The 25,927-nt window shown below is 69.2% G+C and carries 20 protein-coding genes; 8 read left to right on the top strand and 12 right to left on the bottom strand.

The features are described 5' to 3' along the window. Positions 1-66 precede the first annotated feature (66 nt). The 8 genes from prmA to HSX14_RS27145 all read right to left on the bottom strand — a co-directional run bounded on the left by prmA (position 67) and on the right by HSX14_RS27145 (position 9,930). On the bottom strand, positions 67-945 hold the full coding sequence (prmA, locus tag HSX14_RS27180) for a 50S ribosomal protein L11 methyltransferase (protein ID WP_173171511.1): 879 nt from the start codon (positions 943-945) through the stop codon (positions 67-69). A 33-nt stretch (positions 946-978) separates the two neighbouring features. Then, positions 979-1,836, bottom strand: a complete 858-nt coding sequence (locus HSX14_RS27175; RefSeq protein ID WP_173171513.1) for an EI24 domain-containing protein — start codon at positions 1,834-1,836, stop codon at positions 979-981. Positions 1,837-1,898: 62 nt separating this feature from the next. Beyond that, positions 1,899-3,242, bottom strand: a complete 1,344-nt coding sequence (accC, locus tag HSX14_RS27170; protein WP_173171515.1) for an acetyl-CoA carboxylase biotin carboxylase subunit — start codon at positions 3,240-3,242, stop codon at positions 1,899-1,901. Between the two features lie 16 nt (positions 3,243-3,258). After that, the gene (accB, locus tag HSX14_RS27165) at positions 3,259-3,723 is read right to left on the bottom strand and encodes an acetyl-CoA carboxylase biotin carboxyl carrier protein (RefSeq protein WP_173171517.1); all 465 of its coding nucleotides are present in this window, start codon (positions 3,721-3,723) and stop codon (positions 3,259-3,261) included. Positions 3,724-3,748: 25 nt separating this feature from the next. Then, positions 3,749-4,192, bottom strand: coding sequence for a type II 3-dehydroquinate dehydratase (aroQ, locus tag HSX14_RS27160; RefSeq protein ID WP_173171519.1), 444 nt, complete (start codon positions 4,190-4,192; stop codon positions 3,749-3,751). A 120-nt stretch (positions 4,193-4,312) separates the two neighbouring features. Next, on the bottom strand, positions 4,313-6,076 hold the full coding sequence (locus tag HSX14_RS27155) for a protein-disulfide reductase DsbD (protein ID WP_173171521.1): 1,764 nt from the start codon (positions 6,074-6,076) through the stop codon (positions 4,313-4,315). A 174-nt stretch (positions 6,077-6,250) separates the two neighbouring features. Next, positions 6,251-6,838: a methyl-accepting chemotaxis protein gene (locus HSX14_RS31760; RefSeq protein ID WP_373874607.1), complete on the bottom strand. Its 588-nt coding sequence runs from the start codon at positions 6,836-6,838 to the stop codon at positions 6,251-6,253. 1,478 nt (positions 6,839-8,316) lie between these two features. Beyond that, positions 8,317-9,930: a response regulator gene (locus HSX14_RS27145; protein WP_173171525.1), complete on the bottom strand. Its 1,614-nt coding sequence runs from the start codon at positions 9,928-9,930 to the stop codon at positions 8,317-8,319. 300 nt (positions 9,931-10,230) lie between these two features. Here HSX14_RS27145 and HSX14_RS27140 point away from each other — a divergent pair, with 300 nt between their 5' ends. The 4 genes from HSX14_RS27140 (at position 10,231) to speA (ending at position 14,583) form a co-directional block, all read left to right on the top strand. Further along, the gene (locus tag HSX14_RS27140) at positions 10,231-11,298 is read left to right on the top strand and encodes a DUF2333 family protein (RefSeq protein ID WP_173171527.1); all 1,068 of its coding nucleotides are present in this window, start codon (positions 10,231-10,233) and stop codon (positions 11,296-11,298) included. After that, complete coding sequence (locus tag HSX14_RS27135; protein WP_173171529.1) at positions 11,298-11,825, top strand: NUDIX hydrolase; 528 nt, start codon at positions 11,298-11,300, stop codon at positions 11,823-11,825. Before HSX14_RS27140 ends, HSX14_RS27135 begins: the two co-directional genes overlap by 1 nt. Positions 11,826-12,166: 341 nt before the next feature. Beyond that, positions 12,167-12,538: a translation initiation factor Sui1 gene (locus HSX14_RS27130; RefSeq protein WP_173171531.1), complete on the top strand. Its 372-nt coding sequence runs from the start codon at positions 12,167-12,169 to the stop codon at positions 12,536-12,538. Between the two features lie 131 nt (positions 12,539-12,669). After that, positions 12,670-14,583, top strand: a complete 1,914-nt coding sequence (gene speA / locus HSX14_RS27125) for an arginine decarboxylase (RefSeq protein WP_173171533.1) — start codon at positions 12,670-12,672, stop codon at positions 14,581-14,583. 208 nt (positions 14,584-14,791) lie between these two features. Here speA and pdxR read toward each other — a convergent pair whose 3' ends face one another. Further along, positions 14,792-16,240, bottom strand: coding sequence for a MocR-like pyridoxine biosynthesis transcription factor PdxR (pdxR, locus tag HSX14_RS27120; RefSeq protein ID WP_173171712.1), 1,449 nt, complete (start codon positions 16,238-16,240; stop codon positions 14,792-14,794). 93 nt (positions 16,241-16,333) lie between these two features. On the opposite strand from pdxR, the gene HSX14_RS27115 reads away from it, so the two are divergent. The 3 genes from HSX14_RS27115 to HSX14_RS27105 are packed head-to-tail and all read left to right on the top strand — an operon-like array spanning position 16,334 to position 17,864. After that, the gene (locus tag HSX14_RS27115; protein ID WP_173171535.1) at positions 16,334-16,810 is read left to right on the top strand and encodes a GNAT family N-acetyltransferase; all 477 of its coding nucleotides are present in this window, start codon (positions 16,334-16,336) and stop codon (positions 16,808-16,810) included. Between the two features lie 2 nt (positions 16,811-16,812). Continuing rightward, positions 16,813-17,436 carry an FMN-dependent NADH-azoreductase gene (locus HSX14_RS27110; protein WP_173171537.1) on the top strand — a complete coding sequence of 208 codons (624 nt, stop codon included), beginning with the start codon at positions 16,813-16,815 and terminating at the stop codon, positions 17,434-17,436. Next, positions 17,433-17,864 carry a carboxymuconolactone decarboxylase family protein gene (locus HSX14_RS27105; RefSeq protein ID WP_173171539.1) on the top strand — a complete coding sequence of 144 codons (432 nt, stop codon included), beginning with the start codon at positions 17,433-17,435 and terminating at the stop codon, positions 17,862-17,864. The genes HSX14_RS27110 and HSX14_RS27105 overlap by 4 nt, the downstream gene beginning before the upstream one ends. Positions 17,865-17,870: 6 nt before the next feature. Here the strand turns inward: HSX14_RS27105 and HSX14_RS27100 are convergent, their stop codons facing one another. Genes HSX14_RS27100 through HSX14_RS27090 form a run of 3 tightly spaced genes read right to left on the bottom strand, consistent with a single transcriptional unit; the run spans position 17,871 to position 20,766 of the window. Continuing rightward, entirely contained in the window at positions 17,871-18,326 is a 456-nt protein-coding gene (locus HSX14_RS27100) for a DUF2214 family protein (protein ID WP_173171541.1), read from the bottom strand. Between the two features lie 51 nt (positions 18,327-18,377). After that, entirely contained in the window at positions 18,378-19,406 is a 1,029-nt protein-coding gene (locus HSX14_RS27095; protein ID WP_173171543.1) for a GGDEF domain-containing protein, read from the bottom strand. Between the two features lie 13 nt (positions 19,407-19,419). Continuing rightward, positions 19,420-20,766 (bottom strand): MATE family efflux transporter, encoded by a 1,347-nt coding sequence (locus HSX14_RS27090; RefSeq protein WP_173171545.1) that lies wholly within the window; start codon positions 20,764-20,766, stop codon positions 19,420-19,422. A gap of 126 nt (positions 20,767-20,892) precedes the next feature. Between HSX14_RS27090 and HSX14_RS27085 the strand changes: the two genes are divergently transcribed. Beyond that, the gene (locus HSX14_RS27085) at positions 20,893-25,800 is read left to right on the top strand and encodes an alpha-2-macroglobulin family protein (RefSeq protein ID WP_173171547.1); all 4,908 of its coding nucleotides are present in this window, start codon (positions 20,893-20,895) and stop codon (positions 25,798-25,800) included. Positions 25,801-25,927 lie beyond the last annotated feature (127 nt).

Below are 25,927 nucleotides of genomic sequence, written 5' to 3'. Positions count from 1 at the left end.
CGTGCGAAACAAGGCGCCAGTCTACCAACTCGGCAACGCGCTGGCGCGGGTCTGCTCATGCTCTGTTCAGCGACGTACGCCGCTGATGCGCACCCAGCCGTCCTTGTCGGCGGTGGGGTCGAGGACGAAGGCGTCGGCGTAGGCGGCGCGGACTTCCTCGGCCTGCTCGGCGAGGATGCCCGACAGCGCCAGGCGGCCGCCGGCCTTGACCAGCGCGGTGATCTGCGGCGCCAGGGACACCAGGGGGCCGGCGAGGATGTTGGCCACCACCACGTCTGCCTGCTGTTGCGGCATGTCGGCGGGCAGGTAGACGGGGAACAGGGCCGGGTCGATGCCGTTGCGCGAGGCGTTGTCGCGGGAGGCCTCCAGGGCTTGCGGGTCGATATCGGTGCCCACCGCCTGGCGCGCGCCGAGCAGCAGGCCGGCGATGGCGAGGATGCCGGAGCCGCAGCCGAAGTCGATCAGGTCGCAGCCGTCCAGTTCCTGGCCGTCCAGCCATTCCAGGCACAGCGCGGTGGTCGGGTGGGTGCCGGTGCCGAAGGCCAGGCCCGGGTCCAGCAGCAGGTTCACCGCGTCCGGCTCCGGGGCTTCGTGCCAGCTGGGCACGATCCACAGGCGGCGGCCGAAGCGCATGGGCTGGAAGTTGTCCATCCAGCTGCGTTCCCAGTCCTGGTCCTCGATGCGCTCGATCTGGTGCTCGGGCAGCGCGCCGCCGGTGAGCAGTTCGAGGTGGGCGACCAGGTTGGTCTCGTCGGTATCGGCCTCGAACAGGGCCAGCAGGTGGGTGTTGGACCAGAGCGGGGTGGTGCCGAGGTCGGGCTCGAAGATCGGCTGGTCTTCGGCATCCATGAAGGTCACGGAGACGGCGCCGACTTCCAGCAGTGCGTCTTCATAGGTTTCCGCCTGATCCGGGGTGATGGCGAGACGGACTTGTAACCAGGGCATGGCGGAACCTCGATGCGGCGTGAAAGTGATGCTTCATGGGGCGGGCAAGCTTACTTGAGGCTCTGATGCCGCGCCAGCCGGGCGCTCCGGGCGGTCGAGGCCGCGATAGGCGAGGTGGCAGGCGCCGCCGCCGAGCAGGGCGGGCAGCAGCAGGTTGAGCACCGGCACCATCGCCAGCAGCAGGATGAGCAGGCCGAAGGCGATCATCGCCCCGCGCTGGCGGCGCACCGCCTGCATCTGCTCGGCGCCGCTGGCGAGGCCCGACAGCGCGGCGGGCACCAGAAAGCGCACGTTGAGGTAGCCCAGCAGGATGATCAGCAGCACGCCGTTTATCACCGGTATCGCCAGGCACAGCAGCGGGCCCAGGCCGATGCCCAGCCAGGGGCCCAGGTGGTAGCGACCGGCGCGCAACAGGTCGCTGGCCGCCGGGCTGCGCGCGGCCAGGCCCGGGTAGGGCTTGAGGGCGCGCTCGCGCAGGCTGCCCATCAACACCCAGCGCAGGGCCAGGCGGATGCTGATGACGGTGGCTGCGACGAACAGCACGCCGACCATGGCCAGTGCCAGGAAAGCGGAATACACCAGCATCAGGGCCACCGCCGGGGCGATGCCGGCCATGCCGCTGATGGTGGCCGGGCCGCCGGTGAGGCTGGGGATGAGGCCGAGCATGGCGGCACCGGAGACGACGAAGAACGAGAGCAGCCCGGCGACCTTGAGAATGATTTCGATGTGGGCGTAGAAGACCCAGCTCCAGAACACCAGTGTCAGCAGGCAGAGGCCGGAGGAGCGCAGCAGGATGCCGGGGCGCAGGCTGCTGCGCAGGGCGAGGGCGAGGCAGATGAAGGCTTCGCCGAAGGCCGGGCCGATGGCCAGGATGCGTGACTTCAGGGACATGGCGATCCGTCGCGTGAAATGAAGAAGGGCCGCATTATGCGGCCCTTCCAGGGTTGCCGGGCTTACTTCTTGCCCAGTTTGTGCTCGAGGTAGTGAATGTTCACGCCCCCCTTGCGGAAACCCTTGTCGCGAGTCAGGTCGCGGTGCAGCGGGATGTTGGTCTTGATGCCGTCCACCACCAGCTCGTCGAGGGCGTTGCGCATGCGCGCCATGGCCTCGTCGCGGTCCTTGCCGTAGGTGATCAGCTTGCCGATCAGCGAGTCGTAGTTCGGCGGAACCGCATAGCCGCTGTACAGGTGCGAGTCGACACGCACGCCGTTGCCGCCGGGTGCATGGAAGTACTGCACCTTGCCGGGGCTGGGCATGAAGTTGTCCGGGTCCTCGGCGTTGATCCGGCATTCCAGGGCGTGACCACGGATGACCACGTCCTCCTGCTTGATCGACAGCTTGTTGCCCGCGGCGATGCTGAGCATCTCCTTGACGATGTCGATTCCGGTGACCATCTCGGTGACCGGGTGCTCCACCTGGACGCGGGTGTTCATCTCGATGAAGTAGAAGCTGCCGTTCTCGTAGAGGAACTCGAAGGTACCGGCACCGCGATAGCCGATCTCGACGCAGGCCTGGACGCAGCGGGCCAGCACTTCGGCGCGGGCCTTCTCGTCGATGCCGGGAGCAGGGGCTTCTTCCAGCACCTTCTGGTGGCGGCGCTGCAGGGAGCAGTCGCGGTCACCCAGGTGGATGGCGTTGCCCTGGCCGTCGGAGAGGACCTGCACTTCGACGTGGCGCGGGTTGGTGAGGAACTTCTCCAGGTAGACCATGGAGTTGCCGAACGCCGCGCCGGCTTCGGTGCGGGTCAGCTTGGCCGACTTGATCAGCTCGTCGGCGCTGTGCACCACGCGCATGCCGCGACCACCACCGCCACCGGCGGCCTTGATGATCACCGGGTAGCCGACTTCCTCGGCGATGGCCAGGGCGGTCGCTTCGTCTTCCGGCAGCGGGCCGTCGGAGCCCGGTACGGTCGGCACGCCGGCCTTCTTCATGGCGTCCTTGGCCGACACCTTGTCGCCCATCAGGCGGATGGTATCGGCTTTCGGGCCGATGAAGGCGAAGCCGGAGTTCTCCACCTGCTCGGCGAAGTCGGCGTTCTCGGCGAGGAAGCCGTAGCCCGGGTGGATCGCCGTGGCGCCGGTCACTTCGGCGGCGCTGATGATCGCCGGGATGTTCAGGTAGGACTGCGCAGCCGGGGCCGGGCCGATGCATACGGTCTCATCGGCCAGGGACAGGTGCATCAGTTCGCGGTCGGCCGTGGAGTGCACCGCCACCGTCTTGATGCCCAGCTCCTTGCAGGCGCGCAGGATGCGCAGGGCGATCTCGCCACGGTTGGCGATCAGGACTTTTTCCAGCATCTCAGCTCTCCGCGGTTCAGACGATGGTGAACAGCGGTTGGTCGTACTCAACCGGCTGGCCGTTCTCCACGAGGATGGATTCGATCACGCCGCTGGCTTCGGCCTCGATGTGGTTCATCATCTTCATCGCTTCGACGATGCACAGGATGTCGCCCTTCTTAACGGTCTGGCCGACTTCGGCGAAGTTCGCCGAGGTGGGCGAGGCGGCGCGGTAGAAGGTGCCGACCATCGGCGAGCGCACCACGGTGCCGTTGAGCTTCTTGGCGGCCGGAGCGGCTTCGACCGCCGGGGCGGCGGGGGCAGCGACCGGGGCCGGTGCCGGGGCGGCCATCGGGGCGGCGGCGTAGATCGGCTGGGCCATGGCGGCCTGCTTGCTGTGGCGGCTGATGCGCACGGACTCTTCGCCCTCGCGGATCTCCAGCTCGTCGATACCGGACTCTTCCAGCAGCTCGATCAGTTTTTTGACTTTACGGATATCCATTAATTATCAACTCCCAAGGGTGAGGTCAGGGGCGTTCAAGTTGTTCAAGCGCCGCGTCCAGGGCCAGGCGGTAGCCGGTGGCGCCAAGACCGCAAATCACTCCCACTGCAACGTCTGAGAAGTAGGAGTGATGGCGGAAAGGTTCTCGCTTGTGCACGTTGGAGAGGTGCACTTCGATGAATGGGATGCTCACCGCGAGCAACGCGTCACGTAGGGCGACACTTGTATGCGTGAAAGCGGCGGGATTGATCAGGATGAAGTCCACGCCCTCGTTGCGTGCGGCATGGATGCGATCGATCAGTTCGTACTCGGCGTTGCTCTGCAGGTAGAGCAGGTGGTGGCCCGCTTCGCGGGCCCTGCGCTCCAGGTCCTGGTTGATCTCGGCCAGGGTGGTGGCGCCGTACTTGTCGGGTTCGCGGGTGCCCAGCAGATTGAGGTTGGGGCCGTGCAGAACGAGCAGGGTGGCCATGCGATGTCTTCCTTATTGGGGGCCAGGCGGGACTATGCAGGAAAGCCCGAGAGGCTGTCCATATGCCGGTAGTAGCCGACACGATGCCCGTAGTTTGCGGCAGATTTGTGAAAATCCGGCTCAGAGCCGCTGGGCAGCGCCCTGCAGCCTGGCGGCGAAGTCCGCCGCGTTGATCTCACCTACGACACGCGATTCCGACCATTCGTCACCATCGGGGGCGAAGAACAGGATGGCGGGCGGGCCGAACAGCTTGTAGCGGTCCAGCAGGGCGCGCTGCTCGGGTGTGCTGGCGGTCATGTCGAAGCGCACCAGGCGATAGGCGCCCAACTGGGCGGTCACCTCGGGGGCGGTCAGCACCTCGCGCTCGATCACCTTGCAGCTGATGCACCAGTCGGCGTACCAGTCCAGCAGCAGCGGCTTGCCGGCGGCCTTGGCCTCGGCCTGGGCGGCAGCCAGTTCGGCCGGGGTGGTGACGGTCTGCCAGGCACCGGCGGCGCTGGCGCTGACGGTCGCCGCGCCCGGGCGGCCCAGGGGGCGCAGCGGGTCCGACTCGCCCTTGAGGGCGCCGGTCCAGGCGGCCACCGCATACACCAGCAGCACCAGCCCGGCCAGTTGTGCCAGGCGCTGGCGGGCGGTTTTCGGGGTGAATTCCAGGGCGCCGAGGAACAGTGCCACGCCGCCGGCCAGCAGGCCCCACAGGGCCAGGGACAGCGGACCGGGCAGCACGCGCTCGAGCAGCCACACCGAGACGGCCAGCAGCAGCACGCCGAAGGCGTTGCGCACCGCGACCATCCAGTTGCCGGACTTCGGCAGCAGCGTGCCGCCGCCCACGGCGAACAGCACCAGGGGCGCACCCATGCCGAGGCCGAGCACGAACAGCTTGAGGCCGCCGCCTAGGGCATCGCCGCTGGCGCTTATATAGAGGAGGGCACCGGCCAGCGGGGCCGACACGCAGGGCGAGACCAGCAGGCTGGAGAACACCCCCAGTGCCGCCGCGCCCCAGATCGAGCCGCCCCGGGTGTTGCCCGCCAGGCGATCCAGCGGGCCGCTGATGAATTGCGGCAGGCGCAGCTCGTAGAGGCCGAACATGGCCAGGGCGAATACCGCGAAGAAGGCGGCGAAGGGCACCAGCACCCAGGCCGATTGCAGGCGCGCCTGCAGGTTCAGTTCGGCACCGAACACGCCCATCAGCGCGCCGAGCACCGCGAAGCAGGCCGCCATCGGCAGTACGTAGGCCAGCGACAGCACCAGGCCGCGGCTGCCACCCACCTGGCCGCGCAGCACCACGCCGGAGAGGATCGGCAGCATCGGCAGCACGCAGGGGGTGAAGGTCAGGCCGAGGCCGGCGAGGAAGAACAGCGCCAGCTCGTGCCAGCTCCAGCCCTTGCCCTCGGACGGGATCGCACCCTCCAGCGCCGCCGGGGCGTCGCCGATCTGCAGGGTCTCGGTTTCCGGCGGGTAGCACAGGCCCTTGTCGGCGCAGCCCTGGTAGGTCACCAGCAGCTTGAAGGGGCGTTTGGACGGGTTGTTCAGCGGCAGGTCGACGTCGAGGACTTCGTAGTACACCTCCACGTCGCCGAAGTATTCGTCGGTCTTGTGCTTGCCGGCCGGCAGTTGCGCATCGCCCAGGGCGATGTCCGCCGGTTCGGTGCGGAACTGGAAGCGGTGCTTGTAGAGGTAGTAGCCCTCGGCGTTGGTGAAGCGCAGCTTGATCGAGGTCGGCGAGCTGTCCACCAGGCTGAGGCGGAAGGCCTCGCGCACGGGGAGGAAGTCCTTGCTGTTGTTCAGCGCGGCTCCGAGGGTGGAGCTGGGGCGGTTATCCAGCAGCCCGGCGCTGGCGGGCAGGGCGACCAGCAGCAGGATCAGGGTCAGCAGACGGCGCATGGAAGTCTCGGCAGGCGAAGGTGCCGGGCATGATAGCGGAGCCGGCCGCCGCCATGCAGCGCCGATCCTGTAAGCGGTTTTCTCGACCGTCCCGGTGGTCGTGGCACGGTGGCGCCGGGCGGGCCGGCGGCAGCGGGGTTCACCGCCGCCGCCCGCGACACGTCGCCGCAGGGGTCAGACGCGGAAGGCCTGCACCGCGCGGGTCAGGTCGCCGCCGAGCTGCAGCAGCTGCTCGGCCTGGTCGCGGCTGCGGCCGATGCGTTGCAGGTTGTCGTCGCCGAGCTGGTGGATCTCCTCGCTGTAGCCACGGATCTCGGTGACCGCGCCGCTCTGGTTGGCGGTGGCCTCGGCGATCTGCCCGGCGGTGTCGGCTATGGTGCGGATGGCGGCGACTATCTCGTCCAGCGCGCCGTCGGCGGCCGCGGCGCGGGCAGCGGTGGCCTCGGCGTGCTCGACCTGGGCGCGCATCCCCTGCACCGACTGGTGGGCGGCGGTCTGCAGGCGGCCGATGAGTTCCTGGATTTCCCCGGTGGCGCCGGCGGTGCGTTGCGCCAGGGTGCGCACCTCGTCGGCGACCACGGCGAAGCCACGGCCCTGCTCGCCGGCGCGGGCCGCTTCGATGGCGGCGTTGAGCGCCAGCAGGTTGGTCTGCTCGGCGATGCCGCGGATCACCACCAGCACGCTCTCGATGGTGGCGGACTCCTGGGCCAGGCGCTCGATGGCCACGGCGTTGCCCTGCACCTCGCCGACCAGGCTGTGCATGCCCTCCAGGCTCTGGCCGATGATGCGCTGGCCCTGCTCCACGGCGCGTCCGGCGTCGTGGCTGGCGGCGGCGGCCTGGCGTGCATCGCCGGCCACCTGCTGGATGGTCGCTTCGAGTTCGCCCAGGGCGTCGCGGATCTGCGCGGTGCCGCCGGCCTGGCGCTCGGCGCCGGCGTGCAGGCCGCCGTTGAGCTCGGCCAGGGTATGGCTGCTGCCGGCCACCTGTTCGGCGTGGTGGCGGATGGTGCCCACCAGCTCGCCCAGGTAGGCGCGCAGGCGGCCCAGGGATTGTTCGATGCCGCGCAGGTCGTCGATCTTCGAATCCAGGGCGATGGCCTGGCTGAAATCACCGGCGGCCCAGGCGGAGAGGTATTGCACCAGGCGCCCGAGCACGCGGGTGAGGTTGCGCTGGATGCGGTCCACGGCCAGGGCGATGAGCAGGATCAGGCCGATCATCAGCCCCTGGATCAGGCGCACCTCGCCCTGGATGCGGCCGTGTTCGGAGCGCACCAGCGGCTCCAGCGCGGCCAGGGCCTGGCGCAGGGCGTCGAGGCGGGCGCGGGTGGTGCCGGCGAGTTCGGCGCGGCTGCTGATCAACTGGCGGGTGCGCTGCAGCTCGGCCGGGTAGCGCTTGAGCAGGCTGCCCAGGTCGCGCTTGAGGGCGATGCCCCTGTCCTCGGCCTGTTTTTCCTGGGTATCGGCGGCCAGGCCCATCATCGCGGCGAAGTCGTCCGACGCGGAGCTGGAGGCATCGGCCAGGCCCAGCAGCGGCAGGGCGTCGAGCCGTGCGGATTCCTGGGCCAGGGCGGCCAGCTCGCGCTCGACATCGGCGGCCAGCTCGTCACGGCCGCTTTCCACCAGCTTGGCCCGGGCGTGGGCCAGGCGGGTCAGGTGCTGCGCGGCGGCGAGCAGGGGCTTGCGGTAGTCGGCGGCCTGGGCGGCGTCGCCTTCGTCGGCGTAGCGGGCCAACTGTTCCAGGGCGCCATCGATCTCCCGTTCGGCCTGCAGCAGCAGGCCCTGCGGGTCGCCGGCCAGCTTGCCGGCGGCCAGCAGCTGGTCGCTGCTGAAGGCGCGCAGGTCGTCGATGCTGGCGCGCAGGGTGGTCGCCAGCTGCGGCGGCAACTGGGCCATGCGCTGGTCGAGTTCGTCCAGGCTCCGGGTCGCGGCGCTGTGGCGCAGGGCGTCACCGCTGGCGAGGTAGGCCTCGATGTTGGCGCTGACATCGCGCTGGAAGCGCTGGGCCAGGTCCATGTACTGCTCCATCACCTGGTAGGGGCGTTCCAGGGCACGCTGCGACCACCAGAGGGTGACGCCGAGCGCCAGGCAGACGGTGACCAGGAGCAGGGTGTTGAGATTGGTGAGCTGTTTCAGGCGCATCGGGGCTTCGACCGACTACATAACGGACAGGCCCTGAAAGATATTGCGGTCCGGTTTCAGCCTGATGACAGCGTGAACTGCGTCACGCTGCCCGGCCGCTGTCAGTTGAACAGTTCGACGCGGTTGCGGCCGCCGTGCTTGGCGCGATAGAGCGCTTCGTCGGCCTGCTTGGACAGGAGGTTGCCGTCGGCGCCGTCGCGCAGTTCGGCGATGCCGCAGCTGAAGGTGCAGGACAGGTCGTGGGGCTGCTCCGGGTAGTGGATCTCGGCGAAGCGCCGGCGGATCTCGTCGAGCACGCGTTGCGCCGCCTGCAGGTCGGTGTCGGGCAGGACGATGGCGAACTCCTCGCCGCCATAGCGACCGATGTGGTCAGTCTTGCGCAGGCGCTGCTTGAGGAACAGCGCCAGGCTCTTGATCACCCGGTCGCCCATGGGGTGGCCGTAGGTGTCGTTGACCTTCTTGAAGTGGTCGATGTCGATCATCGCGAAGGTCAGCGGGGTGCCGTCGCGGCGCGCGCGCGAGCGGGCGTCCTCCAGCAGCTGCAGGGTGTGGGTGTGGTTGAACAGGCCGGTGAGGCTGTCGCGCACCATCCGCGCCTTGAGGCTGCGGGCGCGCTTGGCGCGGGTGCGCACCGTGGCGATCAGGTGGCGCGGCTTGATCGGCTTGGTGAGGAAGTCGTCGCCGCCTTCGCTCATCGCATCCAGCTGCTTGTCCAGGTCGTCCTCGGCCGAGAGGTAGATGATCGGCACGCTGACGTAGCGCTCGTGCTGGCGGATCACCTTGGCCAGTTCGGTGCCCAGGCACTCGGGCATGTACATGTCGAGGATGATCAGGTCCGGCTGGAACTCGGCCAGCGCGCCCATGGCCAGGGCCGGCTCGGTGATGGCCTGGGTGACGATGCCGGCGCTGTTGAGCACCATCTCGGTGTGCATCGCCTGGGCCTTGGAGTCGTCGACGATGAGCACCCGGTAGGGCTCGTAGTGGGCGGTGCGGGTCAGGGTCTCGATCTTCTCCAGCAGGCTGGAGGCGTCCAGGGCGCCGGTGAAGAACTCCTGGCCACCGGCGCGCACGGCGGCCAGGCGGGTCGGTGTATCGGTTTCCTCATGGCTGAAGAACAGCACCGGCAGCTTGTGCTCCAGGCCTTTCTGCGCCTCCAGGGCGAGCTCCAGGCCGAGGCCGCGCCCGGCGAAATCCACTTCCATGACGATGGCGGCCGGATGGCGCTCGGCCATGGCGGCGCGGAAGGCGTTGGCGCTGTCGCAGGTCTGCACGAAGAGGCCGAAGAAGTCCATCTGCTGGGCCAGGCGCTGAGCCCGCTCCTGGTCCTGCAGGGCCAGGTAGACCGGCTTGCGCAGGGGCGGCAGGAAGGTCTGTTCCAGTTGGTCGCCATGGCGTAGGCCGGTGCGCGAAAGGCGCTGCATCAACTGGCTGAGTTCGGTGATCAGGTCGCTGGAGAGGCGGCCACGGTTGGCCTGGATGGCGCGCAGGCAGCCCGCGATGCCGAGGGCCAGCTGGGTGTGTTCGGTCTGTTCGAAGCGTTCCGCGTAGCGCAGCAGGTAGGCGTTGGCCTCGGTCAGCTCGGTGAGGTCGGCGCTGGTCCACTCGGCGCGCTGCAGGCGCTGCCAGACTTCCAGAAGATGTCGTGCCTGGTGGATCACCCGCTGTGCGAAGTGATTCTTGAGGCGATCGCGACTGGGATCTTCTTGCTCGGTCATGGCGCTGCTTCTAATGCTCGACCGCAGTGCGTTGAGAAAGCGGTCAGAATGGTGGCGCTATGCTAGCACCTGATAATGCGTACGCTAGTACCGCCGATCTACTGGCGCCAGTATTTTTTCAACGGGAACCATTGGGTCACAGTTGCCCTGTGCGCCCCGTCTCAGCTTGCCGCCCACTCTTGGTTTGGCCATTTGCCGCTGGCAAGGTCCGGCGCTTCACTTATAGTGCATGACCCGGATGGCACCCTCGCCGCAGGTTGCTGTCGAATTCGCCGAGTTGATGAGTTTAAGGACATTGCCATGCTGGACTGGAAGAAGCGTGCGGGCCAGGCACGAGATCGCGTCGATGATTCGGTGGACGATGTCCGCAGCTACCTGGGCGGCATCTGGCTGAGCCGCGCCCTCGGCTCGCTGCTGGTGGTCTACCTGCTGGCAGCCTTGCTGGTGGGGTGGTACTGGAGCCAGGAGCCCGGCCTGTTCCCGGTGCAGCAGAATGCCCAGGCCGCCGCCGAGCGCGCCCAGCGCAAGCTGGTGACCGGCTACACCACGGTGGAAACCCTCAAGCAGGTCGGCCAGACGCTGCTCGACAAGCCCGGTGGCTACCTCTCCAACGACCTCGCCCCGCCCGGCCTCTGGCTGGACAACATGCCCAGCTGGGAATACGGCGTGCTGGTGCAGGTCCGCGACCTGTCCCGCGCCCTGCGCAAGGACTTCGCCCGCTCGCAGTCGCAATCCACCGAGGACGCCGACCTCGCCCGAGCCGAGCCGCGCTTCAACTTCGACAACAAGAGCTGGGCCCTGCCGGCCTCCGAGACCGAGTACCAGGAAGGCATCCGCGCCCTGGACCGCTACCTCGCCCGTCTCTCCGACCCGAACCAGTCCTCCGCGCAGTTCTATACCCGCGCCGACAACCTCAACAACTGGCTGGGTGACGTCGCCACCCGCCTGGGCTCGCTGTCCCAGCGCCTGTCCGCCAGCGTCGGCCGGGTGCGCCTGAACACCGACGTGAAGGCCCAGGAAGTCCAGGAAGGCGTGGTGCCGAAGGTCAGCGAGGAGATCGTCGAGACGCCCTGGCTGCAGATCGACAACGTCTTCTACGAAGCCCGTGGCCAGGCCTGGGCGCTCTCGCACATCCTGCGTGCCATCGAGGTGGATTTCGCCGACGTGCTGGCGAAGAAGAACGCCACCATCAGCGTGCGCCAGATCATCCGCGAGCTGGAGGCCGCCCAGGAGCCGCTGTGGAGCCCCATGGTGCTCAACGGCAGCGGCTTCGGCGTGCTGGCCAACCACTCGCTGGTGATGGCCAACTACATCTCCCGCGCCAACGCCGCGATCATCGACCTGCGTCAACTGCTCGAGCAGGGCTGATGGCCATCAGCGAACGCGAGGCGGCGCACCGCGCCGCCTCCGATGCCGAGCGCATCGCCTGGGTCGACGAGCAGGACCGCCTCCTCGGCGAACTGCCCCGCGCCGAGCTGCGCGAACGTGGCCTGATCGGGCGGGGTACCTTCATCCTCCTCTTCGATTCCGCCGGGCGCCTCTGCGTGCACCGACGCGCCCTGAGCAAGGCCGTGTACCCCGGTTACTGGGACCTCGCCGCCGGCGGCATGGTCGCGGCCGGCGAGGGCTACGCCGAGTCGGCCGAGCGCGAGCTGGAGGAGGAGCTGGGCATCGCCGGCGTGCCGCTGGTCGAGCACGGGCGCTTCTTCTTCGACGAGCCGGGCAACCGCCTCTGGTGCGCGGTGTTCTCCGCCGTCTCCGATGCGCCGCTGCGGCTGCAGCCGGAGGAGGTGCTCGAAGCGCGCTTCGTCGACCTGGCCGGAGCCTCGCAGCTGCAACCCTGCTGCCCCGACTCCCAGCACGCCCTGCAGCTCTACCTCCGTACTGCGGCTTGACCCTCGCAGGGGGGGGCGGGCAGCGCTCCGCTTCAGCCCACCGCTCGCGCCCGATGCCAACCTGCGGCACCCCATTTTTCCCTGCCAAACCCACGCCAGGCGCGGGTTTGTGCAATATCCCGGACCCTTTCGTGCGGGATGCTGCACAGCGGGGCGAGAAGGTCGCGATTCTGTCGACCAATGGCGCAATTTCGTACTTAGCATTCGCGCCGAATGCTGCTAAATTTCGCCGCCTTTCAAGCCCGGCTTCCCCGCCGGGTCTGCGCTGCCCCTGCCAGAGTGGGGCTTCGCGGTCGGCTCCCGCCGACCAGTCGCTATCCTGACCCCTACGAGGAAAGCCGGTGGTCAAGAAAGCTTCGTCCTTCGCCGCCCTGGGCGGCCTGGTGTACTCCACCGACAGCGGCCGGCATTGCCCGGACTGCGCCCAGCCCATCGACGCCTGCACCTGCAAGCGAGCCACCGTGCCCGCTGGCGACGGCATTGCCCGCGTGCGCCGTGAAACCAAGGGCCGGGGTGGCAAGACCGTCACCAGCGTCAGCGGGGTGCCGCTCGACGAGGACGCCCTCAAGGAGCTGGCCAGCGCGCTCAAGCGACGCTGCGGCACCGGTGGCGCCCTGAAGGACGGTGTGATCGAGATCCAGGGCGATCACGTGGACCTGCTGCTCGAAGAGCTCGCCAAGCGCGGCTTCAAGGCCAAGAAATCCGGCGGCTGAGTGCCGGCTTTCTAAACTGACTGCACCGGGTGCGGTCAACACCCCAACGTCATACGACCGAATTAACCTGCTCAGGCCCGCCCGGCACGACCGGCGGGCCTGGCACTTTTCTATCCCACAGGGGGACTCCGATGTCTGCACGACGTACGCGCAAGGACGATGGCAGCAGCTGGACAGTAGCGGACAGCCGCAGCGTCTATGGCATCCGCCATTGGGGCGCCGGCTATTTCGCGATCAATGACGCCGGGCGCGTGGAAGTGCGTCCGGGCGGCGCCACCAGCGAGCCGATCGACCTTTTCGAGCAGGTCGACCACCTGCGCGAGGCGGGCCTTTCCCTGCCGTTGCTGGTGCGCTTCCCCGGCATCCTGCAGGACCGCGTGCGCCAGCTGACCGGCGCCTTCGACGCCAACATCGCGCGCCTGGAGTACCAGAACCGCTACACCGCGCTGTACCCGATCAAGGTCAACCAGCAGGAAGCGGTGGTCGAGAACATCATCGCCACCCAGGACGTCTCCATCGGCCTGGAAGCCGGCTCCAAGCCCGAGCTGCTGGCCGTGCTGGCCCTGGCGCCCAAGGGCGGCACCATCGTCTGCAACGGCTACAAGGACCGCGAGTTCATCAAGCTGGCGCTGATGGGCCAGAAGCTCGGCCACAACGTCTTCATCGTGATCGAGAAGGAATCCGAGGTTCAGTACGTGATCGAGGAGGCGGCCGAACTCAAGGTCGCGCCCCAGGTCGGCCTGCGCGTGCGCCTGTCGTCCCTGGCCTCCTCCAAGTGGGCCGACACCGGTGGCGAGAAATCCAAGTTCGGCCTCTCCGCCGCCCAGCTGCTGTCGGTGGTCGAGCGTTTCCGCAAGGCCGGCCTGGAGCAGGGCGTGCGCCTGCTGCACTTCCACATGGGCTCGCAGATCGCCAACCTGGCCGACTACCAGCACGGCTTCAAGGAAGCCATCCGCTTCTACGCCGAACTGCGCAGCCTCGGCCTGCCGGTCGACCACATCGACGTCGGCGGCGGCCTGGGCGTCGACTACGACGGCACTCACTCGCGCAACGCCAGCTCCATCAACTACGACATGGACGACTACGCCGGCGTGGTGGTGGGCATGCTCAAGGAGTTCTGCGACGCGCAGGGCCTGCCGCACCCGCACATCTTCTCCGAGAGCGGCCGCGCCATGACCGCGCACCACGCGGTGCTGGTGATGCAGGTGACCGACGTCGAGCGCCACAACGACGAAGTGCCGAAGATCCCCAACCTCGAGGAGCAGCCGGAGATCGTCCGCTGGCTCGCCGACATGCTCGGCCCGACCGATGCCGAGATGGTCACCGAGACCTACTGGCGCGCGACCCACTACATCAGCGACGCCGCCACCCAGTACGCCGAAGGCAAGCTGACCCTGGCGCAGAAGGCCCTGGCCGAGCAGACCTACTTCGCCATCTGCCGCCGCCTGCACAACCAGCTCAAGGCCCGCCAGCGTTCCCACCGCCAGGTGCTGGACGAGCTGAACGACAAGCTGGCCGAGAAGTACATCTGCAACTTCTCCGTGTTCCAGAGCCTGCCGGATACCTGGGCCATCGGCCAGGTGCTGCCGATCCTGCCGCTGCACCGCCTCGACGAGGAGCCGGTGCGCCGCGCGGTGCTGCAGGACCTGACCTGCGACTCCGACGGCAAGATCAAGCAGTACGTCGACGAGCAGAGCATCGAGACCAGCCTGCCGGTGCACGAAGTGCGCGACGGCGAGGACTACCTGCTGGGCGTGTTCCTGGTCGGTGCCTACCAGGAGATCCTCGGCGACATGCACAACCTGTTCGGCGACACCGACTCGGTGAACGTCTACCAGCGCGAGGATGGCAGCGTGTACCACGGCGGCATCGAGACCCACGACACCATCGAGGACATGCTGCGCTACGTGCACCTGTCCCCGGAGGAGCTGATGGCGCTCTACCGCGACAAGGTCTCCGGCGCCAAGCTCAGCGCCCGCGAGCGCACCCAGTACGTCGACGCCCTGCGTCTCGGCCTGACCCGCTCGTCCTACCTGTCGTCCTGATCCACCGCTCCACGAACGAGCCCGGCCCAGCGCCGGGCTTTTTCATGGGGCTGTTCAGTGGAACCCCGCGTTCGCGGGGATGACGGAGTGGAGGATCCACCGTGCGCAGCCACGTCCGACCCTCTTGTGTAGGAGCGAATTCATTCGCGATGAAGCTTCAGGCTCGACACCTCACCCACAGCTCGCGCGATCCCCTGTAGGGGCGAATTCATTCGCCCAGCGGCCCAAAGGGCCGCCCGCAATCCGCCAACACCTCCCGCAACCTTCCTGCCAACCCCCTTGCCTCCTCCGCCGTGGCGACATTGGTGAAGCCCAGCAAGAGCCCCGGCGCGCCGCCGTCGCCCAGGTACCAGGGCGACAGCGCGATCACGGCGAGCCCCGCCGCCTGGGCACGCTCGGCGATGTGGCGATCGTCGCTCCCCGCAGCGAGGCGGGCCAGCAGGTGCATGCCGCCGGCCTGCAGGTCGATATCCAGGTGCTCCCCGCACTGCGCCAGCAGCGCCCCGCAGGTATGGGCGCGGCGGCGGGCGTAGAGGCTGCGCATCTTCTTCAGGTGGCGGGCGAAATGGCCCTGGTCGATGAAGTCCGCCGTCGTGGCCTGCAACAGCTCGCTGCAACCGCCGCCGAACTGCGCGGCGACCTCGCGGAAGCGCTCCACCTCCCGTTCCGGCACCACCAGGTAGGCCAGGCGCAGGCCGGGGTAGAGCACCTTGCTGAAGGTGCCGGCATAGAGCACCCGGCCCTCGCGGTCCAGGCTCTTGAGCGCCGGCAGCGGGCGGCCCTGGTAGCGGTACTCGCTGTCGTAGTCGTCCTCCAGCACCCATCCCCCCACCCGTTGCGCCCGTTCCAGCAGCGCCAGGCGGCGGGGCAGCGAGAGGGCGACCCCGGTGGGGCTCTGGTGCGTCGGCGTGACCAGGGCGAAGCGTGCGTCGGGCGCCAGGCGCTGGCCCGCCTCCACCACCAGCCCCTCGCCGTCCACCGGGACCGGCACGCAGCGCACTCCGAGGCCCTGCAGCAGCTGGCGGGCGTGCAGGTAGCCCGGGTCCTCCAGCCAGATGGCGTCGCCCGGCGTCATCAGTGCGCGCTGCACCAGCGCCAGGCTGGCGCTGTGGCCGGCGGTGATGAACACCTGCTCCGGCCGGCAGTGGATGCCCCGGGAGATGCCGAGGTACCCCGCCAGGCTTGCCCGCAGCGGGCCATGGCCGGCCGCGTCCGGCACCATCAGCGCGCTGCCGCCCAGCTCGCGCAGGCGCCGGGCCGCCAGGCGCGCCCAGAGCTTGCGCGGGAAGGCGTCGAGCGCCGGCAGGCCGAGCTGGAAGGGCAGCGGCGCGGCTTGCGTCTCGCGCCGGGGCTCGGGGCGCGCCGGCCTGGCGCTGCGCGAGGGCGGCCGTGGCGCCGTGGCGAGGCGGGGCGACACGCAGGTGCCGGCGGGGCCCCGTGCCAGCAGGTAGCCTTCGCCGATGAGCATCTGGTACGCCGCCTCCACCGTGCCGCGCGCCAGGTTCAGCTCGCTGGCCAGGCTGCGCAGCGAGGGCACGCGGGCTCCGGGCGGCAAGCGGCCCTGGTCGATGGCTTCGCGGAAGCGTTGGTACAGCTGCAGGTAGACCGGCGTGTCGAGGCCGCGGTCGAGGTGCAGGGGCAGGGGGTGGCCTGGCATGCTCATGTCCCAGTCGTTTTGGTGATTCTTGGACCTGTAGGCTGGTCCATGGCCTGCCTAGAGTAGCGGCTCCGCCAGAAGAGGAAAGTGGCCATGCCCGACCCGCAGCCCCCCATCGAACTGCTCCACCTGGACGACGACGCCCAGTTGCGTGCCGCCTTCCCGGTCATGCGCGAGCTGCGCCCGCAGTTGCCCGATGCCGCGACCTTCATCGCCCGCGTGCGCCGCCAGGCCCGCCAGGGCTACCGCCTGCTCGGCGCCTGCTGCGACGGCCAGGTGCTGGCCCTGGCCGGCTACCGCGAGCTGGAAAACCTGATCCACGGGCGCTTCATCTACGTCGACGACCTGGTGGCCGACCCGCAGCGTCGCAGCCGGGGCCTGGGCGCCCGCCTGCTGGACGAACTGGCGCAGATCGGCGGCGGGCTCGGCTGCCAGCGCCTGGTGCTGGATACGGCACTGGCCAATTCCCTGGCGCAGCGCTTTTATTTCCGCCAGGGCCTGCTGTCCACCGGCCTGCACTTCAGCCGGCCGCTGCCCGTCGCCGCCCCGCATCCCTCCCAGGAGAACTGACCATGCCCCGTGTCCTGCTGATCGAATGCAGCCCCAATGAAGAGGCGTCCCCCGGCGGCCAGCTGGCCCGGGAGATGGCCGAGCGCATCCACGCCAACGCACAGGTCACCGTGCGCAACCTGGTGCGCGAGCCCCTGCCGCCCCTGTCCGGCGACTACGCCCGCGCCGTCACCGGCCGCGCCCATCGCGACGACCCGGCCCTGGCGCTGTCCGAGCACCTGATCGACGAACTGGAACAGGCCCATTACCTGCTGATCTCCACGCCCATGCACAACTACATGGTGCCGGCGGCGCTGAAGCTCTGGCTCGACTACGTGGTGCGCATCCAGCGCAGCTTCACCATGGTCGATGGCAACAAGGAAGGCCTCCTGGAAGACCGGCCGACCTTCGTGGTGGTCAGCTCGGGTGGCAACTACCTGGGCGCCAGGGCCAGCCAGGCGGATTTCCTCTCGCCCTACCTGCGCCACATCCTCGGCGTGATCGGCCTGCACCACGTCGAGTTCGTCCACCTGCAGGGCCTGGCCCAGGGCCCGGACGTCGTGGCCGAGACCCTGCGGCAGGCGCGCACGCGCCTGGCCAACAACCCCTATTTCGCCGCTGCCCCCTTCCCTGGAGTCCCTGCATGAGCACCCTGCGCCTGCCCTACTACCAACTTTCCCCCGAGGCCTACCAGGGCCTGGCCGCCACCAAGAAGGCCCTCGAAGCCAGCAGCCTCGGCGCGGGGCTGATCGAACTGGTCTACCTGCGCATCTCGCAGATCAACGGCTGCGCCTTCTGCCTGGAGATGCACAGCAAAGCCCTGCGTGCCCGTGGCGAAGAGCAGGCGCGGCTCGACGCCCTGGCCGGCTGGCGGGTCAGTGGTCTCTACAGCGAGAAGGAGAGGGCGGCGCTGGAGTGGGCCGAGTCGCTGACCCGGCTGGAGGCGAGCGGTGCGCCGGACTCGGCCTTCGAGCCCCTGCGGTCGCTTTTCAGCGAGGCCCAGATCGCCGACCTGAGCTTCGCCGTGGCCTTGATGAACGCCTTCAACCGCCTGGCGGTGGGCATGCGCCAGTGACGGGCCTCAGGAGATGACGCCGAAGCCGCGCGCCATCAGTGCGGCCAGCAGCGGGATGACCAGCACCGCCAGCAGCTCCAGGCGGATCGCCATGATCACCAGCCTGGCGGTCTTCGGGGCGACCTCGGGCACCTGGCCGGCCTTCAGCGCGTTGCGCCAGTTGAGGAAGACGAAGGTCGGCAACGCGGACAGCAGCGCCACCAGGATGAACAGCCCGATCTTGGCGTGGAACACGCTGTTCTTCAGGTAGTACTCGGTGCCCTTGCCATACCACAGCACCCGCGCCAGGCCGGTGGCCAGCACCAGGCCGGCGCTCAGGCCGTAGGCGATGTCCACCCGGATCAGGCTGCGCGCGCGCTCCAGGTCCAGGGGCAGCTTGAACAGGCGGTGCTCCAGGACCAGCAGCGAGAAGAGGATGAAGATCGACAGGTAGTGCAGGTACGCGGCGATGGCTTGAGCCATGTGAACTCCTTTGCGGTCATCAGGGGTTGTTCTTATAGGAAGGCGGCCGCGTCAGTTGGCGCTCTCCACGCGGTTTCGGCCGTTCTGCTTGGCCCGGTCCAGGGCACGGTCGGCCAGGTCCAGGGCTTCGTTCTGCGATTGCTCGGGGCTCACCAGCAGGGTGCCGGCGCTGAGGGTCTGGGCCAGCTCCTGGCCGGCGGCGCGCACCGGCTTCTCGGCGATGCAGCGGCGCAGGCGCTCGGCGATGTGCTGCAACTCCTCGCCGTCATGCACCGCCACCAGGGCGACGAACTCCTCGCCGCCGATGCGCACCAGCAGGTCTTCCGGGCGCAGCGCCGCGGTCATGCGCCGCGAGCTCTCCCACAGCACCTGGTCGCCGGCCGCGTGGCCATGCTGGTCGTTGACGCGCTTGAAGTGATCGAGGTCGGCATAGATCACCCCCAGGCGCAGGCCGGCCTTGGTGACGCGGGCCATCTCCTTTGGGAAGAACTGCGCCAGGGCGCCCCGGTTCCACAGCTGGGTCAGCGGGTCGATCAGCGCCTTGCGCTGCTCGCGGTCCACCGCGCGGCGCAGGTTCTGCGTCTGCTGGGCCATGCCGCGCAGCTGCAGGTAGCCCTCGGCCAGGGTCGCCAGGTCGCGCAGGCGGAACAGCTCCTCCTGGTCCAGGGTGCGCGGCCTGGAGTCGAGCATGCACAGGGTGCCGAGGGGCATGCCGTTGCTGGAGAGCAGCGGCTGGCCGGCATAGAAGCGGATGAAGGGGGCGCCGACCACCAGCGGGTTGTCGCTGAAGCGGGCGTCGGCGAGCGCGTCGGGGATCAGCAGCGGGCCATTGCCGAGGATAGCGTGGCCGCAGAAGGAGATGTCGCGCGGGGTCTCCGAGGCATCCAGGCCGATGCGCGCCTTGAACCACTGGCGATTGCGATCCACCAGGCTGATCAGCACGGTTTCCACCCGGAATAGTTCCCGGGTCAGGCGCACCAGGGTGTCGAGGTAGAGCTCGGCGGGGGTGTCGAGAATGTCCTGTTCGTCCAGGGCCTTCTGGCGACGGTCTTCATCGGGGTGGCACGGGGCGGCGAGCATGGGATTTCTCCAGTCAGTTCGCATGCGTGAACCAGGCGTCGCGTCGGGACAGGCGCCAGGCGAGGGCGCCGAGACTCAGGCCGCGCAACAGCATAAAACAAAGGAACGCCAACCACAGGCCATGGTTTCCGAATGGTTGCAGCAGCAGGCCGACGGGCAGGCCGAGCAGTACCGCCAGGAGCATGGCGTCGCGCATTTCCCGGGCCCGGGTCGCGCCGATGAACAGGCCGTCCAGCAGGTAGCTCCACACCGCCACCAATGGCAAAACCGCTAGATAAGGAAGATAGACGTGGGCGACCGCGCGCACCTCCCCGATGTCGCTCTGCATGTCGATGAACAGCCCCCCGGCGAGGGCGAAGAACAGCGCGAAGGCCAGGCTCGCCAGCAACGACCAGGCGCCGGCCACCAGCAGCGAGCGGCGCAGCTCGAGGCGGTTGCGCGCCCCGATGGCGTGGCCGCACAGGGCCTCCACCGCGTGGGCCAGGCCGTCCAGCGCGTAGGCGGTGACCAGCAGGCCGTTGAGCAGCAGCGCGTTGGCCGCCACCGTGGCGTCGCCCATGCGCGCGCCCTGCACCGTCAACAGGAAGAACACCAGCTGCAACGCCAGCGAGCGGATGAAGATGTCGCGGTTCACCGCCAGCAGCGGGCGCCAGGCACGCCACAGGCGCAGCGCCGGCCAGTCGATGTGGCCCGGGTGGCGGCGCAGGGCGCCACGGGTCAGCGCCAGGCCGATCAGCGCACCGCTCCATTCGGCGACCACCGCCGCCTGCGCGGCACCGGCCACGCCCAGGTCGAGCCCGAGGACGAACCACAGCGCCAGGGCGATGTTGGTCAGGTTGGTGCCCAGGAGGATGGCCAGCGGCGCGCGCGCGTTCTGGGTGCCGAGGAACCAGCCCACCAGCGCGTAGTTGGCCAGCGCCGCAGGCAGCCCCAGCAGGCGCAGGTGGAAGAACTCGCGGGTCATGGCGTCCAGTTCGGCCGAGGGGTTCATCAAGCCCAGGGCCAGGCCGCTGAAGGGCACCGCCAGCAGCCCCAGCAGCAGCGCCAGGCCGAATGCCAGGCCCAGCCCCTGCAGCAGCACCTGGCGCAGGGCCCCGCCATCGGCACGCCCGGCGGCCTGGGCGGCGAAACCGGTGGTGCCCATGCGCAGGAAGCCCAGCACCCCGAGCAGCAGCATGTACAGGGTGCTGCCTACCGCCACGGCGCCCAACTGGTGGGCATGGGGCAGGTGGCCGACCACGGTGCTGTCCACCAGCGCCACCAGGGGCACGGAGATGTTGGAGAGGATCATCGGCGCGGCCAGCGCCCAGACCCGGCGATGGGTGGGGGCGTGCCGCCAGGCGTCGAGTAGTGCGCTCATACGGGGCTCCGGAGGGGCTGCGCAGTATAGCCGTGCAAAAGCGTGAAACAGGGGGCTTTACGGCCGCCAGGGCTCGTCTATAGTTGCCGCGCGCGCACCTGCGCGTCCCCTCCCCGGAGCTCCTCCATGTCGTACAAAGGATTGTTACTGGCCCTCTCGCTGGGGCTGCTTGCCGCCTGCGATTCCTCCACCCCCGAACATGCCGCCGAGAAACCCGCCGCCGCACCCCCGGTCGCCGAGGCCAGGCGCGCGCCCGCCGACGTCGCGGCGCTGGCCAAGCGCTATGCCGGCCGCGAACTCAAGGTGGTGGATGTTTCCGAAACCCAGGTCGACGGCGCCAGCACGCTGTCGGTGAGCCTCTCCGTGCCCCTGGACCCCGAGCAGCCGTTCGCCGAGCGCCTGCACCTGGTGGACAAGGAAAAGGGCAAGGTCGACGGTGCCTGGGAGCTCGACGACAGCCTCATGGAACTGCGCCTGCGCCACCTGGAGCCCAATCGCCAGCTGGTCCTGACCATCGACCCCGGCCTGCGCGCGGTGAACGACTCGCGCCTGGAGCAGGAGAGCGTCACCCGCCTGGAGACTCGTGACCAGCAGCCCAGCGTCGGATTCGCCAGCCAGGGCTCGCTGCTTCCGACCCGGCTTGCCGAGGGGCTGCCGGTGATCACCCTCAACGTCGACGCGGTGGATGTGGACTTCTTCCGCGTGCGCCCCGACGCCCTGCCGAAGCTGCTGTCGCGCTGGGGCCGTCGCAGCAACCTGGACTACTGGGAGGCCGACACCATCCTGAAGATGGCCGACCTCGCCTACAGCGGTCGCTTCGACCTCAAGCCCGCGCGCAACACCCGCGAGAACATGCTGCTGCCCATCGCCGGCATCGAGCCGCTGAAGCAGCCCGGCGTCTACATCGCGTTGATGCGCCGCGCCGGCAGCTTCAACTACACCAACCCGGCGACGCTGTTCAGCCTCAGCGACATCGGCCTTTCCGCCCACCGCTTCCGCGATCGCCTCGACGTCTTCGCCCAGGCCCTGGACGGCGGCAAGGCACAGAGCGAGATCGGCCTGGAACTGCTCGACGAGAACGGCCAGTCCCTGGCCCAGGGCAAGACCGACGGCCAGGGCCATGCCCAGCTGCCGCTGACCAACAAGGCCCGCGTGCTGGTGGCGCGCCAGGGGCAACAGACCAGCCTGCTGCGCCTCGACGCCCCGGCGCTGGACCTCTCCGAGTTCGAGGTCACCGGCGCGACCGCCGAGCCGCTGCAGTTCTTCGTCTTCGGCCCGCGCGACCTCTACCGCCCCGGCGAGACCGTGCTGGTCAACGCCCTGCTGCGCGATGCCGATGGCCGCGCCGTTCCCGCCCAGCCGGTGAACGTGGAGGTGCGCCGCCCGGACGAACAGGTCAGCCGCCGCTTCGTCTGGAACCCCGACGAGGGCGGCCTCTACCAGTACCAGCTGGCGCTTTCCGGCGATGCCCCCGCCGGCCACTGGCAACTGCTGATCGACCTCGGCAACGGCCAGAAGCAGCTCTATGAATTTTTGGTCGAGGACTTCCTCCCCGAGCGCATGGCCCTGGAGCTCAAGGGCAGCGACGAGCCGCTGGCCCCCGGCGATGCCGCCCGCTTCCAGGTCGAAGGCCGCTACCTCTATGGCGCGCCGGCCGCCGGCAACCGCCTGACCGGCCAGCTCTACGTGCGCCCGCTGCGCGAGGCGGTGAAGTCGCTGCCCGGCTACCAGTTCGGCTCGGTGACCGAGGAGGAACTGAGCCAGGACATCGAGCTGGACGAAACCAAGCTCGACGAAGAGGGCAAGGGCGCCCTGGAGATCGAAAGCCGCTGGGCCAACGCACGTTCGCCGCTGGAGCTGACCCTGCAGGCCAGCCTGCAGGAATCCGGTGGCCGGCCCGTCACCCGGCGCCTGGAGCAGCCGATGTGGCCGGCGCCGCGCCTGCCCGGCCTGCGTGGCCTGTTCGACGGCGACGAGATCGACAGCAACGGCACCGCCGAAGTGGAGCTGCTGGTGGCCGACCCCGCCGGCAACAAGCTGGAAGCCAAGGGGCTCAAGGTCCGCCTGGTTCGCGAGCGCCGTGACTACTACTGGAGCTACTCCGACGGCTCGGGCTGGAGCTACCACTACAACGAGAAGTACCTGAACGTCGACGAACAACGGGTCGACGTCGCCGCCAACGCCACCGCCCGGGTCAGCTTCCCCGTGCAGTGGGGCCCCTACCGCGTCGAAGTCGAGGACCCGGAGAGCGGCGTCACCAGCAGCCTGCGCTTCTGGGCCGGCTACCGCTGGCAGGACAACGCCGCCGGCGGCGCCGTGCGCCCGGACCAGGTCAAGCTCGCGCTGGACAAGCCCGCCTACGCCGAAGGCGAGGTGGCCAGGGTCACCGTCACCCCGCCCGCCGCGGGCAGCGGCTACCTGCTGGTGGAGTCGGCCGACGGCCCGCTCTGGTGGCAGAGCATCGAGGTGCCGGCCGAGGGCAAGACCTTCGACATCCCCGTGGCGCGCGAGTGGACGCGCCACGACCTTTACGTCAGCGCGCTGGTGGTGCGCCCCGGCGAGCGCAAGGAACGGGTCACACCCAAGCGCGCCGTGGGCCTGCTGCACCTGCCCCTGGAGCGGGCCCAGCGCAAGCTGGCGCTGACCCTGAGCGCCCCCGAGAAGATGCGCCCCAGCCAGCCCCTGGCGGTGCACGTGCAGGCGAAGAACGCCGACGGCAGCCCGGCGCGCCAGGTGCGCGTGCTGGTCGCCGCCGTGGATGCCGGCATCCTCAGCATCACCGACTACGCCACCCCCGATCCCTTCGCCACGCTGTTCGGGCGCAAGGCCTATGGCGCCGACCAGCTCGACGTCTACGGCCAGCTCATCGAAGCGGGGCAGGGACGCCTGGCCTCCCTGGCCTTCGGTGGTGACGCCGGTCTCGCGGCCGGCGGCAAGCGGCCCAACACCGAAGTGCGCCTGGTGGCGCTGCAGAGCGTGCCGGTGGCCCTGGACGACAAGGGCGAGGGCGAGATCAGCCTCGACATCCCCGACTTCAACGGCGAGCTGCGCCTCATGGCCCAGGCCTGGAGCGACGACCACTACGGCATGGCCGAAGCCAGGACGGTGGTGGCCGCGCCCCTGGTGGCCGAACTTTCCGCGCCGCGATTCCTCGCCGGAGGTGACGAAGGCACCGTCGCGCTGGACCTGACCAACCTCTCCGGCAAGCCCCAGGCGCTGGACGTGCGCCTGGAGGCCGAAGGCCAGCTGCGCCTCGCCGACAGCCCCGGCAGCCAGACCGCGCCGCTGCAACTGGCCGACGGCCAGCGCACCACCCTGCGCATCCCGGTACGTGCGCTCGGCGGCTACGGGCAGGGGCGGATCAAGGTCCTGGTGAACGGCCTGGAGCTGCCCGGCGAAACCCTGGCGCCCTTCGCCCGCGACTGGACCCTGGGCATCCGCCCGGCCTGGCCGGCGCTGGTGAAGAACTTCCGCGCGGTGCTCAAGGGCGACAGCTGGAGCCTGCCCGCCGGCACCCTGGACGCCTTCCAGCCGACCGGCCGCGAAGCGCTGCTGGCAGTGTCCGCGCGGCCGCCGCTGAACATCGGCGAACACATCCGCGCGCTGCGCGCCTATCCCTATGGGTGCGCCGAGCAGACCACCAGCGGCCTCTACCCCTCGCTCTACGCCGACGCCGCGACCCTCTCGCGGCTGGGCATCACGGGCGAGTCGGACGAGCAGCGGCGCAAGGCCATCGAGGTGGGCGTCGAGCGCTTGCTGGGCATGCAGCGCTACAACGGCGGCTTCGGCTTGTGGAGCGCGGAGAGCGAGGAAGAATTCTGGCTCACCGCCTACGTCACCGACTTCCTCCTGCGTGCCCGTGACCAGGGCTACACGGTGCCGGCCGAGCCGCTGGCCAAGGCCAGCGAGCGGCTGCTGCGCTACCTGCAGGACCGTGACCTGATCGAAGTGAGCTACAGCCAGTACAGCGACCACACCCGCTTCGCCGTGCAGGCCTACGCCGGCTACGTGCTCGCCCGCAGCCAGCAGGCGCCCCTGGGCGCCCTGCGCAGCCTGTTCGAGCGCCGCGCCGAGTCCCGTTCCGGCCTGCCCCTGGTGCAACTGGCCGTGGCCCTCAAGGCCATGGGCGACCAGCCCCGCGCCGACCTGGCCCTGGAAGCCGGGCTGGCGGTGCAGCGCGACGACACCTTCTGGCTCGGCGACTACGGCAGCCGCCTGCGTGACCAGGCGATGATCCTCGCCCTGCTGGAGGAGAACGACCTCGCCGCCGACCGCCGCGAAGCACGCCTGTTCGACCTCGCCGATCTGCTGGGCTCGGACAACGGGCTGTCGACCCAGGAGCGCAACGCGCTGTTCCTCGCCGGGCGCGGCCTGCTGGGCAAGCCCGAAGCCGCCTGGCAGGCGAGCCTGAGTGTCGATGGGAATACGCGCGCACTGGACCAGGACCACGGCGGCGTCAGGCTCGACGAGAGCCAGGTGGCCGAGCCCCTGACCCTGTCCAGCCAGACCAAGGCGCCGCTGTACCAGCGCCTGACCCTGTCCGGCTACCCGGCCGAGGCACCGAAGGCGGGTGGCGAGAACTTCGTCATCCACCGCGAATACCTGGGCATGGACGGCAAGCCGCTGGACATCCGCAACCTGGAAAGCGGCCAGCTGGTGCTGGTGCACCTGGGCGTGGAGGCCAAGGTACGTGCTCCCGACGCCCTGGTGATCGACCTGCTGCCCGCGGGCCTTGAGCCGGAGAACCAGAACCTGGGCCAAAGCGCCGCCAGCCTGCAGGACGCCAGCAGCGAGGTCAGGCAATGGCAGGAAGCGATGCAGAACGCCGCGATCAAGCACCAGGAGTTCCGTGACGACCGCTACGTGGCCGCGGTGGATATCAACGAGTACGACCGCACCCACCTGCTCTACCTGGCCCGCGCCGTCACCCCCGGCCGCTACCACGTGCCGCCGCCCCAGGTGGAGTCCATGTACCGCCCGCAATGGCAGGCCCTGGGGGCTGCGCCGGAGGAGATGGTGATCAAGGCCCGCTGAAACGCTTCCAGCAGGCCCGTGTTCGCGAGGGTGACGGTCAGGTGCCGTCATTCCCGCGAACGCGCCGCTTATTCACAGGATGGGTAGAGCGAAGCGAAACCCATCACCAGGCCGCCTCGCAGCGACC

This window comes from Pseudomonas tohonis (assembly GCF_012767755.2).
Taxonomy (GTDB): Bacteria; Pseudomonadota; Gammaproteobacteria; order Pseudomonadales; family Pseudomonadaceae; genus Metapseudomonas; species Metapseudomonas tohonis.
This window is presented reverse-complemented; position numbering and strand designations above follow the sequence as displayed.